At 38.7% G+C, this 15,578-nt stretch carries 12 protein-coding genes; 8 read left to right on the top strand and 4 right to left on the bottom strand.

Annotated elements, in window-relative coordinates; all coding sequences use genetic code 11:
- Positions 1 to 27: 27 nt before the first annotated feature.
- The 4 genes from ABLB98_RS08535 (at position 28) to ABLB98_RS08520 (ending at position 5,100) form a co-directional block, all read left to right on the top strand.
- Positions 28 to 1,827, top strand: a complete 1,800-nt coding sequence (locus tag ABLB98_RS08535; protein WP_348882446.1) for a hypothetical protein — start codon at positions 28 to 30, stop codon at positions 1,825 to 1,827.
- A gap of 107 nt (positions 1,828 to 1,934) precedes the next feature.
- Positions 1,935 to 2,621: a dienelactone hydrolase family protein gene (locus tag ABLB98_RS08530; protein WP_348882445.1), complete on the top strand. Its 687-nt coding sequence runs from the start codon at positions 1,935 to 1,937 to the stop codon at positions 2,619 to 2,621.
- A 64-nt stretch (positions 2,622 to 2,685) separates the two neighbouring features.
- Positions 2,686 to 3,102 (top strand): RDD family protein, encoded by a 417-nt coding sequence (locus ABLB98_RS08525; protein ID WP_005160844.1) that lies wholly within the window; start codon positions 2,686 to 2,688, stop codon positions 3,100 to 3,102.
- Between the two features lie 165 nt (positions 3,103 to 3,267).
- Complete coding sequence (locus ABLB98_RS08520) at positions 3,268 to 5,100, top strand: monovalent cation:proton antiporter-2 (CPA2) family protein (protein ID WP_348882444.1); 1,833 nt, start codon at positions 3,268 to 3,270, stop codon at positions 5,098 to 5,100.
- Positions 5,101 to 5,148: 48 nt separating this feature from the next.
- Here the strand turns inward: ABLB98_RS08520 and ABLB98_RS08515 are convergent, their stop codons facing one another.
- The 4 genes from ABLB98_RS08515 to ABLB98_RS08500 all read right to left on the bottom strand — a co-directional run bounded on the left by ABLB98_RS08515 (position 5,149) and on the right by ABLB98_RS08500 (position 9,148).
- Positions 5,149 to 6,327: a benzoate/H(+) symporter BenE family transporter gene (locus tag ABLB98_RS08515; RefSeq protein WP_348882443.1), complete on the bottom strand. Its 1,179-nt coding sequence runs from the start codon at positions 6,325 to 6,327 to the stop codon at positions 5,149 to 5,151.
- A gap of 107 nt (positions 6,328 to 6,434) precedes the next feature.
- Positions 6,435 to 7,085 (bottom strand): leucine efflux protein LeuE, encoded by a 651-nt coding sequence (leuE, locus tag ABLB98_RS08510; protein ID WP_348882442.1) that lies wholly within the window; start codon positions 7,083 to 7,085, stop codon positions 6,435 to 6,437.
- 71 nt (positions 7,086 to 7,156) lie between these two features.
- The gene (tal, locus tag ABLB98_RS08505) at positions 7,157 to 8,146 is read right to left on the bottom strand and encodes a transaldolase (RefSeq protein WP_348882441.1); all 990 of its coding nucleotides are present in this window, start codon (positions 8,144 to 8,146) and stop codon (positions 7,157 to 7,159) included.
- Between the two features lie 102 nt (positions 8,147 to 8,248).
- The gene (locus ABLB98_RS08500; protein ID WP_348882440.1) at positions 8,249 to 9,148 is read right to left on the bottom strand and encodes a LysR family transcriptional regulator; all 900 of its coding nucleotides are present in this window, start codon (positions 9,146 to 9,148) and stop codon (positions 8,249 to 8,251) included.
- A gap of 101 nt (positions 9,149 to 9,249) precedes the next feature.
- Here ABLB98_RS08500 and aceI point away from each other — a divergent pair, with 101 nt between their 5' ends.
- From aceI to ABLB98_RS08480, 4 genes are all read left to right on the top strand, one after another.
- On the top strand, positions 9,250 to 9,678 hold the full coding sequence (aceI, locus tag ABLB98_RS08495) for a chlorhexidine efflux PACE transporter AceI (RefSeq protein WP_087536854.1): 429 nt from the start codon (positions 9,250 to 9,252) through the stop codon (positions 9,676 to 9,678).
- A gap of 298 nt (positions 9,679 to 9,976) precedes the next feature.
- Complete coding sequence (gene mfd, locus ABLB98_RS08490; protein ID WP_348882439.1) at positions 9,977 to 13,438, top strand: transcription-repair coupling factor; 3,462 nt, start codon at positions 9,977 to 9,979, stop codon at positions 13,436 to 13,438.
- Positions 13,439 to 13,633: 195 nt separating this feature from the next.
- Positions 13,634 to 14,068 carry an HIT domain-containing protein gene (locus ABLB98_RS08485; protein WP_005160827.1) on the top strand — a complete coding sequence of 145 codons (435 nt, stop codon included), beginning with the start codon at positions 13,634 to 13,636 and terminating at the stop codon, positions 14,066 to 14,068.
- Between the two features lie 51 nt (positions 14,069 to 14,119).
- Positions 14,120 to 15,556, top strand: a complete 1,437-nt coding sequence (locus ABLB98_RS08480) for an adenylate/guanylate cyclase domain-containing protein (protein WP_348882438.1) — start codon at positions 14,120 to 14,122, stop codon at positions 15,554 to 15,556.
- The last annotated feature ends 22 nt before the right edge of the window (positions 15,557 to 15,578 follow it).

Here is a 15,578-nt window from a genome sequence, read left to right as displayed (position 1 = left end):
AGGGATGAAATAACGAATGGGGTTCGTATGTTAAAAAAAAGTTTATTGAGTGCTTGTATTGCTGCCAGTGTTTTACTTACAGCATGTCATGATGACGATGATCAGCACAGTAATACATCACCAACACCGACCACAACCTACAGTAATTTAGCTGGAACAGCAGCTGTTGGGGCAGCGATTAAAAATGCCAGTGTTACAGCGAGTTGTAAAGATGGCACTGGGTTTAAAAATGAGGTTAAAACCAATGAACAGGGGGAATGGTCAGGGCAGGTGGATAGCACTAAACTACCTTGTGCATTGGAAGTGAAAGCATCAGATACCCAAACCTTGCATGGTTATGCTGCAAAAGCGGGTAATGTCAATATTACACCATTTACTGATCTTGCTCTGGCTTTGGCAAGCTCACAAACGCCAAGTGACTGGTACAAAACCTATCAACCGATTTTAGAAACCACACTGAAAACTGCGGTAGATAATTTAACCAAGCAACTCAAAGCAGATGGTTATGTATTACCAGAAAACTTTGACCTATTAACAACTAAATTTGCAATTGATGACGCATTTGATAAGGCTCTGGATGCCTTTGCAGCGTCATTGGCTGCCAATCAAGCAACAATTAAAGACTACGCTGCCCTGATTCAGAAAGTAAAAGCAGGAGATGTGGCAGCAGTTCCTGATTTCGTTCCTGTAACTCCTGCTCCAGTAACAGAAACCTGTGCCAGCAAGAAACTACCTGTAGGCAAACTCAGTGATTTGACGAGCTATAGCGGTGATTACAGTGATAAAGGTACAGTGGTCTTGAATCTGAATGCAGCGACAGGAAAAGTTATTGCAAAAGGCACAACTGCAACCATTGCAGAAGTTTGCGGTGCAAACGTTCAGCAAAATGGTACAAATTATTATGTAATTACTGACAAGGGATATGTGACACTATTTAAAGACAATGCAGGTAAATATTCTGCGGAAAGTGCAGATTTTACAGGTTTTTATGGTGAAAAAACCACAGCCTCTCCACAACTTTGCGAGTCAAATGGTGCGGATGATAAGCTTGGCTTTAAGAATGCCCCGAATGATTTCTGTAGCTTTAGTAAGGCAAGTTCAGTTGCAATTACATCACCTGATATTTATACATTTTTTAATGCTGATAAAAAAGAAAATGTAAAAATCACGGTTGAAAATTCAGTTGTGAAAAGTGTTGCTGTTGAAAATAATAGTTATGCTTGGGCATGTGGTGTGGGAACAAATCCTGCCTGTAATGGTGTAACCGTAAAAGATGGACAGATCAATTCAAAACCTGCAAAAAGCTTCTATTTTAATAATACTGTATTAAAAGCAGTCAGTGGGACAACGCAAGATCTAACAGTTAAAAATAATAGTTTGTTGATGTATTTAGATAACAGTCAGCAGACTACACCGACACCTGCTACAAGCTGTGCAAATAGTACCAATCAATGGGGTTGTATCACCATTACTGGATTAGCTTCGCCATTGATATTCGAACATAACTCAACTGTATGGGCGACACCAAGAGTTGGGCAGTTTAACGCATCTAATCAAACTGTAAATGTACAGTTCGCCCATAAAGCAAATCCACCACTAGAGGATGGTATAACGATTACCAAAGCTAATGCGACTGCTACTTATATCTCATTTGCACTAGGTTCAATAACTTGGTATCAATGTGGAACATATGCTTCGGAAACTTCGGTATGCCCTGGATTAAGTTTGGACACAGCAAACCGTACATTAACATTTAAAGATGTAAAACTTTCTCAACAAGCTGATCCAACGAAAATATTAACTGCCAATGGTATACTGAAATTTTAAAAATTCACTCTAATCTTAGCTGGGGCATCTATTGATGCCCTTTTTTATTTGACAATATTAATTGTCAAAAATAATATAAAAGCGATTTAAAAAAATGGATAGCTGAAATGGAAATAAAAACAATTACATTACCGACACGTAAAATCGAAGTTGAAGTGTATGCACCTGCACAGACGTCAGAAAAAGTCCCTGCAATCCTATTGCTGCATGAGTTGTTTGGCATACTGGATGTGTATCGGGAAGATGCGCAGGACTTGGCAAATCGTGGCTATCTGGTTTATGTACCCAATTTATTTAGTGGTGGTGCAGTCAAGTATTGTATTCGGGCAATGGTCAGTAAGGCTGGGCGAATCAATGCTGCCGATAGCGATATGAATAAAGAAATTCATGTGTTACTTGATGCGTTAAAAGCTGATCCACGCTCAAATGGTCGCTTGGGCATGTTGGGACAATGTTTAACGGGTGGTTATGTGATTCAAATGGCCAAGCGTGAGGACATGCTGGCACCTGTGGTTTATCATCATTCTCTGGGGATTCAAGGGGCGGGTGTTCCAAACAACGAGTCTCTGGATGAAGTTCGCATTCTACAGGGGCATTGGTCAAATGTTGATCCATTCTGTCCAGCAACCAAGCGCAACAAACTGATTCAGCAACTGGGTGATCGGGTTGAAGCCTATACCTATAACATGCCACATGGATTCCGCAGCGTCAGTCGTGGTCTACCTGAAGCAAAGGTAGTTTGGCAACGTACAGTTGAATTTTTTGATCGTGAATTAAAACAAAATACGGTATAAATAATATGCTTAGGTAAATATCACGTATAAATATTGATTCTTATAGAAAAAATGAGAGGGGAAAATGTCACATACATACGAGTATGCAGGTTTTTGGATACGCTTTCTTGCGTCTATTATTGATTCGATTATTCTGATTGTCGCTTTGATTCCGATCATGATGATTATCGCACCAAATGCTGCAAGTGGTTTTACAGGCTGGACATGGTCAGATTGGCTTGGCCAGATTATTGGTGCAGTTTTTTATATTGTATGCTGGGTAAAATTTGCAGGAACACCTGGAAAACGTTTATTACGTTTAAAGGTACTGGATGAAAAAACAGGCGAAAACCTCACGGTTGGGCAAGCTATTCTTCGTTATATTGGTTATTTTCCATCTACGCTGGTTTTCTTTCTCGGTTTTATCTGGATTGCATTCGATAGTAAAAAACAAGGCTGGCATGACAAAATCGCAAAAAGTGTAGTTGTACGTGAGTTGTAACTTTAGATTTTCAAGATGAACACAAAAAAGTCGTCATGGTTGACGGCTTTTTTATTTCTATCCACATGAAAATAAATGAATTGAGAGGCGATGTCTCATAAATGATATATCAGTCTTTTAAGCTTTCACATAGAATAAAATCGCATTGATAAAAATGAGAACAACATGAGTTCAGAGGCACATTCAATCAGCTTAATTGCACCCGTGGTTTTATTGGCTGCAGCTGTGATTGCAGTCCCTATTTTTAAACGAATAGGTTTGGGTTCGGTACTGGGTTACTTAATTGCAGGCTTGATCATTGGACCATTTGGCTTTGCTTTCTTCCAAGACTCCGCATCAATTTTACACATCGCAGAATTAGGAATCGTCATGTACCTGTTTGTGATTGGACTGGAAATGCAACCTTCACACTTATGGAGTCTAAGGCGTGAGATTTTTGGCTTAGGAACTTTGCAAATTATTGCTTGTGCTTTGGCATTAACAGGTGTTGGGCTTTTATTTGGATTTAAATGGCAAGTTGCATTTATTGGTGCAGCAGGTTTTGTACTGACGTCTACTGCAATTGTGATGCAACTCTTGGGTGATCGTGGGGATATTGCCCAGCCACAAGGTCAAAAGATTGTCGCGATTTTATTATTTGAAGACTTATTAATTGTCCCATTACTGGCAATTGTTGCTTTTATGGCACCGAATCATGTGGTGGAAAGCACTTCAGCACGTTTAGAAAATATTGGCATTGGTTTAATTGCAATTGCAGGATTGATTGCAGCAGGCTACTGGTTGCTGAATCCTCTGTTTAGGTTGTTGGCGGCTGCAAAAGCACGAGAAGTAATGACGGCTGCAGCACTTTTAGTGGTGTTGGGTGCTGCTTTATTGATGCAAGTCAGTGGCTTATCTATGGCAATGGGGGCATTTCTTGCAGGCGTGTTGCTATCAGAATCAACTTTTAGACACCAAATTGAAGCCGATATTGAACCATTTCGAGGAATTTTATTGGGGCTCTTTTTCCTTGGTGTTGGAATGTCACTGGATTTATCGGTCGTGAAGCAAAACTTGCAACTGATCGTCAGTGGTGTTATTGCAATGATGTTTGCGAAATCACTCATGATTTATATGGTTGCGCGAATAACCCAAAGTCGGCATACGGAAGCTTTGGATCGTGCTTTATTGATGGCGCAAGGCGGTGAGTTTGCTTTTGTTCTGTTTTCTGCGGCGGTCACTGCTCAGGTGATTGATAATACAGTTAAGTCGAATCTAACAGCAATTATTGTACTGTCTATGGTATTAACCCCAATCTTAGGCATTCTTTTTAAACGATTTACCGAAACCAAAGATTCAGTCTCTCTTGATAATGTTGATATAGCTGAAGGTCTAAGTGGCAGTATTCTAATGATTGGTTTTGGTCGTTTTGGTCAGGTGACAAGTCAATTACTCTTGGCAAGAGGGGTTGATGTGACAATTATTGATAATGACATCGACATGATTCAAAACGCGGAAAAATTTGGTTTTAAAATCTATTATGGTGATGGCAGTCGTCTTGATATTCTGCATGCTTCAGGGGCAGCCACTGCTCAGGCAATTGTGGTGTGTGTCGATAGTAAAGGAACCACCAATCGAATTGTTGAGCTGGTGACACATGAATTTCCATTAGCCAAAGTCTTGGTTCGTTCTTATGATCGAGAGCATTCACTACATTTGGTCAAACAAAAAGTCGATTATATGATTCGTGAAACCTTTGAATCTGCGGTTAAATTCGGTGAAGTCATTTTAGAGCAATTAGGTGTCGATGAACATGAGGTTCGTATGATCTCAAATGAAATTCGAGAACGTGATAATGAGCGTTTTGAAACTGAAATTGCTGCGGATGATGTCTATGCTGGGGTGGGTTTACAATACTCACATTCTCATCCTCGACCTACAGCGCCATTGATTCGACCTAAAAAAGCAGGACGAATTTTAAATGGTGAAGAAACTGAAAAGGAGGTAGAAGATAGGTAAATCGATTTTGAAATAAAATGGATTTAAATAAGTCTTGGCTAGACTAAACTAAGACTTATTTTTTAATTTAAATTTGAATAAAACTAAAACAAAAATACCCAATAAAAGCCCCCAAAATGCAGAACCAATTCCCCAAAATTGAACTCCTGATGCGCTACATAAAAAGGTGAGTAATGCTGCTTCTCGTTCTTCTACGTTTGCAAAAGCCACTGCAATGTTATGGCTAATCGTGGCAAATAAGGCAATACCTGCAAGTGCAACAATAAAAATAGGCGGAAATGACATGAGTAAGCTGACTAAGGTTGCAGCGAAAAGCCCCATTAAAATATAAAACAAACCACAGCTTATACCTGCAATATAGCGTTTGCTCGGATCAGGATGCACTTGATCATCTAAGCTGACTGCTGCACTAATCGCGGCTAAATTGATCGAGAAACAACCAAAAGGGGCGAAAATCGTATGTGTAATGCCTGTCCAGCCTACAATTTGATTGACGTGTGGGTGATAACCATAGCTTTTAATCATGGCAATACCGGGCAAATTTTGTGAAGTCATATTGATGACAAACAACGGTAAGGCTAGGCCCAGTAATGCAGACCATGAAAATGAAGGTTGCATCCATACAGGTTGAGTAAAAGACCAAGTGATTGAATATAATTGAAAATCAATAAAGAGCGGGCAAATCATCGCTCCTAAAATCACTGTCAGCACAATGCTATAACGAGGCAATAAGCGTTTTGACACAAGATAAATTGCTAACATGCTTAAGATAAAGCCGAGTTGACTTTCTAAGCTGCTAAAAATCTGAATTCCAAATTTTAATAAAATCCCAGCAAGCATCGCACATGTGAGGCTTTGAGGAATATGCGCCAGTAACTTTTGGAAAATGCCTGAAAATCCAACGATTGCGATTGCGACGCCACAAATTAAGAAAGCACCAATTGCTTCATACAAATCATAATGGCCAGTCGATGCAATGATCAGTGCAATCCCTGGGGTTGACCATGCTGTAGCAACTGGATATTTATATTTCCAAGATAAGATGAGTCCTGATAATCCAATCGCCAAACCTAATGCCCAAAACCAAGAGCTGATTTGTGCTGTATTTGCACCTAAAGATTGTGCGCCTTGGATCACTAATACAGCAGAAACGCTAATTCCAATGAGGAAGGTAATAAAGCCAGCAAAAATGGCAGGAATCGAAAAATCTTGAATTAGACGTTGCATCAAGGCATCTATACTTGATTAAAATTTGTTGAAAAGTATATCGTTAATTCAGCGGAAATCGTAGTTTAAAAATGATTGAATTAATTGATCATATGATCAAAACATTATTATGTAAGGGTAGAGGTTGCCAATCGTAATCCAAAAATAAAGAATAAAATACCCACGCTACAAACACCTCCAGCGGCAAGTTTGTAATTATGTTTGAAAAAGTTTGCTAATTTAACACCTGAAAAAATCAGAGCAGTCAGATAGGTGAAACTGACCAGTTGCACAATAATGGCTAAGCTCAGAAAGCTGAGTGCTGGATAAGCATAATTGGGTTGTACAAATTGCACGAAAAAAGACAGGAAAAACAGAATCGCTTTAGGATTGAGTAAACTAATACTGAGCGCAGTACGATAGGGATGAATTTGATCTAAACGAGGTAAATCAGCCATTTCTGTAGGGTGTACAGGCTTATTCCATGTCTGATAGGCACTCTGTAATAGCTTGAAGCCTAGATAGGCGAGATAACAAGCGCCTGTTAATTTTAAAACGATAAATAAAATCGGGAAGGCTTTTAATAATGATGCCGCACCTAAGACCGTACACAGGATTAAAATAGAATCACCTGTGAATACGCCACATGCCGCAGCATAACCTGTACGAATACCATAGCGTGAAGCGACCGACATCACATATAAAGAGTTTGGGCCAGGCAATAACACAATTAAGATTGTACCAATAATGAAAGTGGTTAAATCTGTTATGCCGAACACAATCTACTCATTAAAAACCGATTTTCATTAATATAACAAAAATCGGTTTTTATAGGTGAAAAATAAACTAATTAAGGTCGAATCTCTGCATCAATACCAAAAGATTGACGCAGTAATAAACTCAAATGATCACGTGCTTTGATAAAGCCATCAATACCACCTTGTAGTAATTGGAAAGCCATTAAATCTTGCTCAAGTTCAGCTTTAAAACTTTCTTTGCTTTGAGCCGTACGTTCAATTTTCTCAGCTTGTTGCGCCGAAGTTGAGCTGAGTTGAGCTTCAACAACCTGTTGATCTTGTTCAAGTTGAGCCAATAGATTTGGTGCAATTGTGAGTAAGTCACAACCTGCTAAACCAAGGACTTGTGCTGTGCTACGGAAACTTGCTCCCATGACCTGTGTCGCAATACCGTGTTGCTTGTAATAGTTATAAATTTTCTTGACTGAAAGTATACCTGGATCGTTTTCGATCGGGTATTGCTCAACGCCTTCCGCTTTTTTATACCAGTCTAAAATACGACCAACAAAAGGAGAAATTAGGGTTACTTTTGCATCTGCGCAAGCTTGGGCCTGATGCAAACCAAACAATAATGTTAAGTTACATGGAATCCCTTCAGCCTCTAAAACTTTAGCTGCTTGAATGCCTTCCCACGTTGACGCGATCTTGATCAAGATACGAGATTGCTCAATACCATATCCTTGGTAAAGTTTAGAAAGTTCACGCGCTTTGGCAATCGTCGCATCAGTATCATAAGAAAGAGAAGCATCGACTTCAGTTGAAACACGGCCATCAATCAATTTTAAAATTTCAACGCCAAACTTCACTGTCAAAATATCAATGGTGCGTTCAATCAGTTCATCACTTTGATAACCTTCTTGTTTTGCTTGTGTATAAGCTTCTTCAATCAGTTGCTTACTTTCAGGTTGTTCAGCCGCTGCTGTAATAAGTGATGGATTGGTTGTTGCATCTAAGGGACGAAATTTTTCAATCGCTTCTAGATCACTACTATCGGCAACAACGGTTGTTAAATTTTTTAATTGGTGTAATGCAGTCTGAGTCATTGATATAGCGTTCTTACTTAAAAAAAATTATGGATAACTTCTTTATAGCACAATCTACAGGAAAGCAAAGCATCGCTTTCAATACATTTAAATCTGAGTAATTTAGTCGCTTTTCCTAGGTTGTTGCCGTTGTTGTCGAATGTGCTCAATCAAAAATCTAGCAGCAACACCTAACTTGCTTTCTCGACTCCAGACTAAATCAACATAGTATTCAAACTTTGGGGTGAAATCATACAGTTGCAAAACTTTTAGTTTTTTCTTTAATTTAGGGTTTTCATTAAACATTTCTAAGGGCAAAACTCCCCAACCTAAATTCCGAAGAATCATCATACACGCAGAGTGATGGTTGTCTGTACGCCAATAATCTTTAGAAAATAGTAGTTCTGGCTTGATGCTATGGTCACGGCTAGCGACCACGATTTGGCGTGTCTGCACCATTTGCTCAAATGAGATTTGCTCAAATTGGGCTAAAGCATGACCTTGAGCAATCACTGGAACAAGAGCTTCTCTTTTTAATTCAACAAATTGTTCACGACTATCTAATTGTTCTCGTTCAAACATCAGTGCAAGTTGTGCAGACTGATCCAGTAACATCTGTAAAGCATCTTCCTGAGGAGCAGAAAAAATATTAATAGTCAGATTTGGAAAATGTTGTTCAAGCAAGGTAATGTAATCGGTCCAATTGGTATGTAGCAATTCAGAAACCACGACAATGTTTAAAGTTAACTCTAGTCCAGCGCTGAGTGCATGAGCATGTTGTTTCCATTGATTGATTTCAATCAAAAGTTTTTGAGTTTTCTCATATAAAACCATTGCCGCAGGTGTTGGTGTAGGTTCACGTCCAATTCGCTCGAATAAATTGAGATTCAAATCAATTTCTAAATTGGCAATTGACATACTCACTGCCGAAGGAACTTTGCCGAGTTTCCGCGCAGCAGCCGAAAATGAACCTGTTTCGATTACGGTCTGAAACATTAGAAGTTGTTCTTGATTAATATTCATCTGTCAAAACTAATCTATCAAAAAAATTGAAAGAAACTGATTGGATTAATCAAAATTATAAAAATAAAATGGCGCGTATCCAAATAAAAGAGTGTTAGAAAATGTTGATTTCCAGAAGAAGACTTATTCATGCAATTAGCTATGAAGTGATCTTATTGGTCATCATCGCAATTGCGTTAAGTTTTATTTTTAGTATGCCTTTAGAGGTGACTGGTATTCTAGGTGTAATCATGGCCATCATTTCAGTGATTTGGAACATGATTTTTAACCATTATTTTGAGAAAGTTGAACATAAATATCAGTGGAAACGAACGATTCCTGTGCGTATCTTGCATGCGGTTGGTTTTGAGGGTGGTTTGATGCTTGCGACCATTCCAATTATTGCTTATATGATGAAGATGAGCTTTATTGATGCATTAATTTTAGATTTTGGTCTAACGATGTGTATTTTGGTTTATACCTTTATCTTCCAATGGTGTTATGACATGGTAGAAGAGCGTTTCTTTCCTGATGTGAAATTTGCATCTTGATATATAAATAAAGGCATTGTTTAGTAGACTCTTTTAAACAATGCCTTAAAATCACATAATTGATTAAAATAAAAAGGATTTTTGATACTTATTATGGATACGGATTATTTCTGGAAAACTTTTGTGATAATTCATGGTTTCGTTATTTCTTTTATATATTGATCTATATGGTAGCTGATCAATTGTCTTAGAAGCTAAATAGCCTAAGTGGATCTCAAACAGAATAGAAAATTCACATCCCTAAAAAAACTCCATGCTAAACTAAGCGCATTGTCTTTTCGATTACATGATTTTCTCTATGTTTCAACAAGAAATCTTTCAACTCAACCTACAACAATTCAAAGCAGGCGAAAAGCGCTGGATTGGTTCCTTACGTGGATCATCAGCAGCATTATTATTTAAAGAAATTGCCACGCAAAGTTCAAATCTATATGTGATTGTTGCGAGAAATAATCAGCATCTTGCTCAGCTCGAAAGTGAACTTGAATTTTACGGAATAAAACCAACGATTTTTCCTGATTGGGAAATTTTGCCCTATGACCGTTTGTCTCCGCATCAAGATATTGTTTCTGAACGTTTGGCGATTTTAGCGAATATGCCACAAAAGGGTATTCTACTGGTTTCTGCCAGTACCTTAGCGCAACGTGTTGCACCGTACTCATGGATGGTTGGTGAACACTTTGATATTAAAGTTGGTCAACGACTTAATTTGGAAGCACAGAAAAAGCAACTGGTGCAGGCGGGTTATCGTTTGGTTGATACTGTTTATGATCATGGAGAATTTGCAGTTCGTGGCAGTATCATGGACATTTATGCATCTGGACAAGATCAACCGATTCGAATTGATTTATTTGATGATGAAATTGAAAGCTTAAAATTTTTTGATCCAGAAACGCAGAGAACCACTGAATCTTTAAAAAACTTCACTGTTTTACCAGCAAAAGAATTTCCTTTAAAAGAGGAACGTTCTACCTTTAGAGATCGTTACGCAGAAAGTTTTCCAACTGCGAATCCTAAGAAAAACCCAATTTATCAAGATGTACTTGAAGGAATTGCAACACCGGGATTAGAGTTTTATTTACCTTTATTCTTTGAGAAAAAGGTGATGGAAGCGCAAAGTATGCTTATGACATACTTACCAAAGAATTGCGTTGTCATTACAAATAACGAAGTTGAAGATGAATTAATCAATTTTTGGAAAGAAGTGGTTCGTCGTTATGAAGATCGCCGTCATAACATCGACCAACCAATTCTTCCGCCTGAAGAACTTTTTTTAATGCCAAATCATGTGTTACAGGCATTAAACCAATTTCCAAGAATTTTAGCTTCAGCAGAAGCATTTGACGAAAAAGTAGGTGTTTTAAATCTTGCAGCAGAACAACCACCAAAGCTTGCAGTTGATCCTAAAAAAGAACAGCCCTTTGAAGCAGTTAAACATTATATCGACCAAGTTAAACATCCTGTTTTATTGGTAGCAGAAAGTGCAGGTCGGCGTGAAACCTTAAAAGATGCATTACGTTCAGTTCTAGGTGAAATTCAAAATGTAGAGAGTTTTGTCCAATTTCAGAAAGACAAGCTACAAGTTGCAATCACAAGCGCACCATTAGATCGTGGACTCGTGCTCAGCAATCAACTCTCAGTCATTTCTGAAAATCAACTCTATGAACATCGGGTAGTACAACGACGTCGTAAGCGTCAGCAAGAAGTTTCTGAAGAATTTCTTGTTAGAAGCTTAACCGAACTGAGTATTGGTGCGCCTGTAGTACATATCGATCATGGTGTTGGGCGTTATGCAGGCTTAATTACCTTAGAAATTGATCAACAGGATCATGAGTTTTTACAGCTCGATTATGCAGATGGTGCAAAAGTTTATGTGCCTGTCACCAATTTACACCTGATCAGCCGTTATAGTGGTGGCGATCCTGACTTAGCACCTTTACATAAATTAGGTACAGATACATGGAGTAAAGCCAAGCGGAAAGCTTTAGAGCAAATCCATGATGTTGCGGCTGAGTTGTTACATATTCAGGCCCGTCGTCAATCGAAACCGGGTTTTGCTTTTGAGCTCGATCATACTGGGTATATGCAATTCTCTAGTGGTTTTGCCTATGAAGAGACTTTAGACCAAGCCAACGCGATTGAAGCAACCCTCCATGATATGCAGCTTGCCAAACCAATGGATCGTTTGGTCTGCGGTGATGTCGGTTTTGGTAAAACTGAAGTGGCGATGCGGGCAGCTTTTGTTGCAGTCCAAAACAACAAGCAAGTTGCGGTATTAGTTCCTACTACGCTATTGGCACAGCAACACTATGAATCATTTAAAGATCGTTTTGCTGATACTGCGGTGCGTATTGAAGTGCTGTCTCGTTTTGGTAGTAATAAAACGCATCTGAAAACGATTGAAGACTTAGCTGAAGGCAAAGTTGATATTGTGGTGGGAACACATAAAATCCTGCAAGAAAACATTCAATTCAAGAATCTTGGATTAATGATTGTTGATGAGGAACATCGTTTTGGTGTTCGTGATAAAGAACGGATTAAAGCCTTACGTGCCGATGTGGATATGCTGACGCTAACGGCGACGCCGATTCCACGAACTCTGAATATGGCATTTTCTGGAATGCGAGATCTTTCGATTATTGCAACGCCGCCCGCCCGCCGTTTAGCCGTCAAAACTTTTGTTCAAGAACATACGGATGACTCAATTAAAGAAGCGATTTTGCGTGAGTTGTTACGTGGTGGTCAGGTTTATTTATTACATAATGAAGTTGAAACCATTGAAAGAGCAGCAGAAACGATTCGTAATTTAGTCCCAGAAGCACGTGTTGCAGTTGCACATGGACAAATGCGCGAACGTGAACTTGAGCAGGTCATGCAGCAGTTCTATCACAAAGAATATAATGTTCTTGTATGTTCAACCATTATCGAAACGGGTATTGATGTACCGAATGCCAATACCATTATTATTGAACGTGCAGACAAACTGGGTTTAGCGCAGTTGCATCAATTGCGTGGCCGTGTGGGACGTTCACATCACCAAGCGTATGCTTATTTACTCGTTCCATCACTAAAACATCTCAAAGGTGATGCGGAAAAACGTCTTGATGCTATTCAACGTGCTTCGACATTGGGCGCAGGATTCATGCTTGCAACGGAAGACTTGGAAATCCGTGGTGCAGGTGAATTACTCGGTGAGCAGCAAAGTGGTTCGATGCAGGCAATTGGTTATAGTCTGTATATGGAAATGCTGGAAAAAGCCACCAAAGCCATTCAAAAAGGCAAGACTCCGAACTTTGATGCACCATTGTCATTGACGGCTGAAATCAACCTGCACATGCCAGCCCTGATTCCAGATGATTATCTGGGTGATGTACATCAACGCTTATTGTTCTATAAACGTATCAGTAACACCGATACGCAGGAAAAACTCGATAACATCCGTATGGAGTTGATTGACCGTTTTGGTATTCCACCGCAACCCGTTAAGCAACTATTCAGCGTTCATCAAATACGTTTGAAGGCAGAGCAACTGGGTATTACCAAAGTGGATATCAATAGCAATGGCGGTTATATCGAATTTTCGCCCGATACACCTGTGCAGGCGATCAGCATTATTCAGTTAATGCAAAAAAATCCAACCTATTATCGTATGGAAGGAGGACAGCGTTTGAAGGTCACAGTGCAATTGGTTGAGTATGATAAGCGGATTCAGTTTATTGTTGATTTGTTAAATAAATTGCTAAATGAGCTACATAGTTAGTTGAAAAGTATATTTTTGCTGACGAATTGAACAGCTTGGATTCCCTTTAAGCAAAGAATTTGCTTTTTGTCTGATGTCGATGTAATAAATAAGGAAAATCATTGTTATTTGTAATCAAACAGGCGACTAATAATATTCACATCAAAACTGATGTGATAGTATTGATCATCATTATTATGCATCATTTATAAAGATATGTTTAGTTTGCATCCACAACTTGCTCAAGATACATTTTTTGTAGGCGACTTTCCGCTTTCAACATGTCGTTTAATGAATGATATGCAATTTCCATGGTTGATTCTTGTACCACGTGTACCGGGAATTAGCGAGTTATATGAGTTAAGCCAAGCTGATCAAGAGCAATTCTTACGTGAATCAAGCTGGTTATCGAGCCAATTGGCACGCGTATTCCGTGCAGACAAAATGAATGTTGCAGCACTCGGTAACGTCGTGCCACAACTGCATTTTCATCATGTTGTACGTTATCAAAATGATGTTGCATGGCCTAAACCAGTTTGGGGAACGCCAGCCGTACCTTATAGCAATGATGTACTCGCACATATGCGTCAAACATTGATGCTTGCATTGCGTGGTCAAGGCGATATGCCATTTGACTGGCGTATGGACTGATTTAGAAAATAGAATAAAAAACAGTCTTCTATAACAAGGAAGGAGGGTAGGGTGTCACTAGACAGGTTTATAGATAAAGAACCTAGACAGTTCGCTTATTTTCATCGTTTGATGGGATATTCGATATTGTCGCTTATTCTGGTAATTTATACGTTTACCTCTCCCAGTGCTAACTATCAGCTTTACATCCTTCCTTTTTTATTGATCCATCTTCTTATTTGTCCCAAATTAGAAAAATGGCTTCAGTATAAATATGATAAAAATACTGAAAAAAATGTACTCTTTGCTTTTGAAGCGGTCATCGTTGCAATTGTACTTGCAGGGTTACACCTAAGTTTAGTTCCTACTTTTACGATTTTATTTGGGCTTCTTTATGTTGGTTTAAATAATAAAATTACGCTCCCTGTTGCGTGTTTAATCGGACTGATCGGTGTTCTTACTTTTTACTTTTGTACTTTTACAATTTTTGCTGCTGAAGAATATTTCGAGCCTACAAATCCAGAACTGACTGTTGTTAGTTTATTTGGTTTGATGATGTTTATTGTGATTGGTAACTATTATCAACATAGAAAAATCAATATTTTAGGCCAACAGCGTCAGCATTATCATAACCAAATGACACGCTACATTGCTTTTGCTAACCAATTGAGTCGATATGCGCCATTACAATTATGGCAGTCGATCATGCGTGGGGAAGCTCAAGCTAAAATTGAATATAAACGTAAAAAATTAACCATTTTCTTCTCTGATATTCAAGGGTTTACTGAGCTTTCAGAAAGCCTTATTCCTGATGATTTAGCTTTTTTACTTAATGATTATTTAAGTCATATGACTGAAATAGCAAAACAGTATGAAGCAACCGTTGATAAGTTTATGGGCGATGCGATTCTCATCTTCTTCGGTGATCCAAATTCTCAGGGTGTTGAACAAGATGCGAAGTCATGTGTGGAAATGGCGATCGCAATGCGTCAGCAAATGAAATTGTTGCGTGAGCGTTGGAAGAAAATGGGCTATCCAGCTTTGCACATTCGAATGGGTATTAGTACGGGTTATTGTCACGTAGGTAACTACGGGGCTTCATATCGTATGGCTTATACCATCGTTGGTCGAGATGTAAATTTAGCAGCGCGTTTGCAGTCTGCTGCTGAAGTTGATGAAATCTTGATTGCTGATGACACTCACCAACTGATCAAAGGTGAGTTTTTATGCGTACCGAAAGTGCCAATTTATTTAAAAGGGATTCAAGGACCTGTTAAAACGTGGCAGGTAATGGAAAAATTCACAGGTAAGAAATCCGATACACAAAAATGGTTTGATTTCGATTATAAAGGCTTCCATCTGGTTTTGAACTTAGAGGAAGTGCAGAATTATGAATATCCAGAATTGGTTGAAATTTTGGAGAATATGGTTCAGCGCATCAAAACACAACAAAAAATTACCAATGCTCAGGGTATTCCAAAACTGACTTTGGATGATGAAGTAAGATAAAAATATTCAATAATTAATTATA

The organism is Acinetobacter yuyunsongii (assembly GCF_041021915.1).
GTDB lineage: Bacteria > Pseudomonadota > Gammaproteobacteria > Pseudomonadales > Moraxellaceae > Acinetobacter.
The sequence above is the reverse complement of the archived record's forward strand: the minus strand, read 5'-3'. Positions and strand labels throughout refer to the sequence as shown.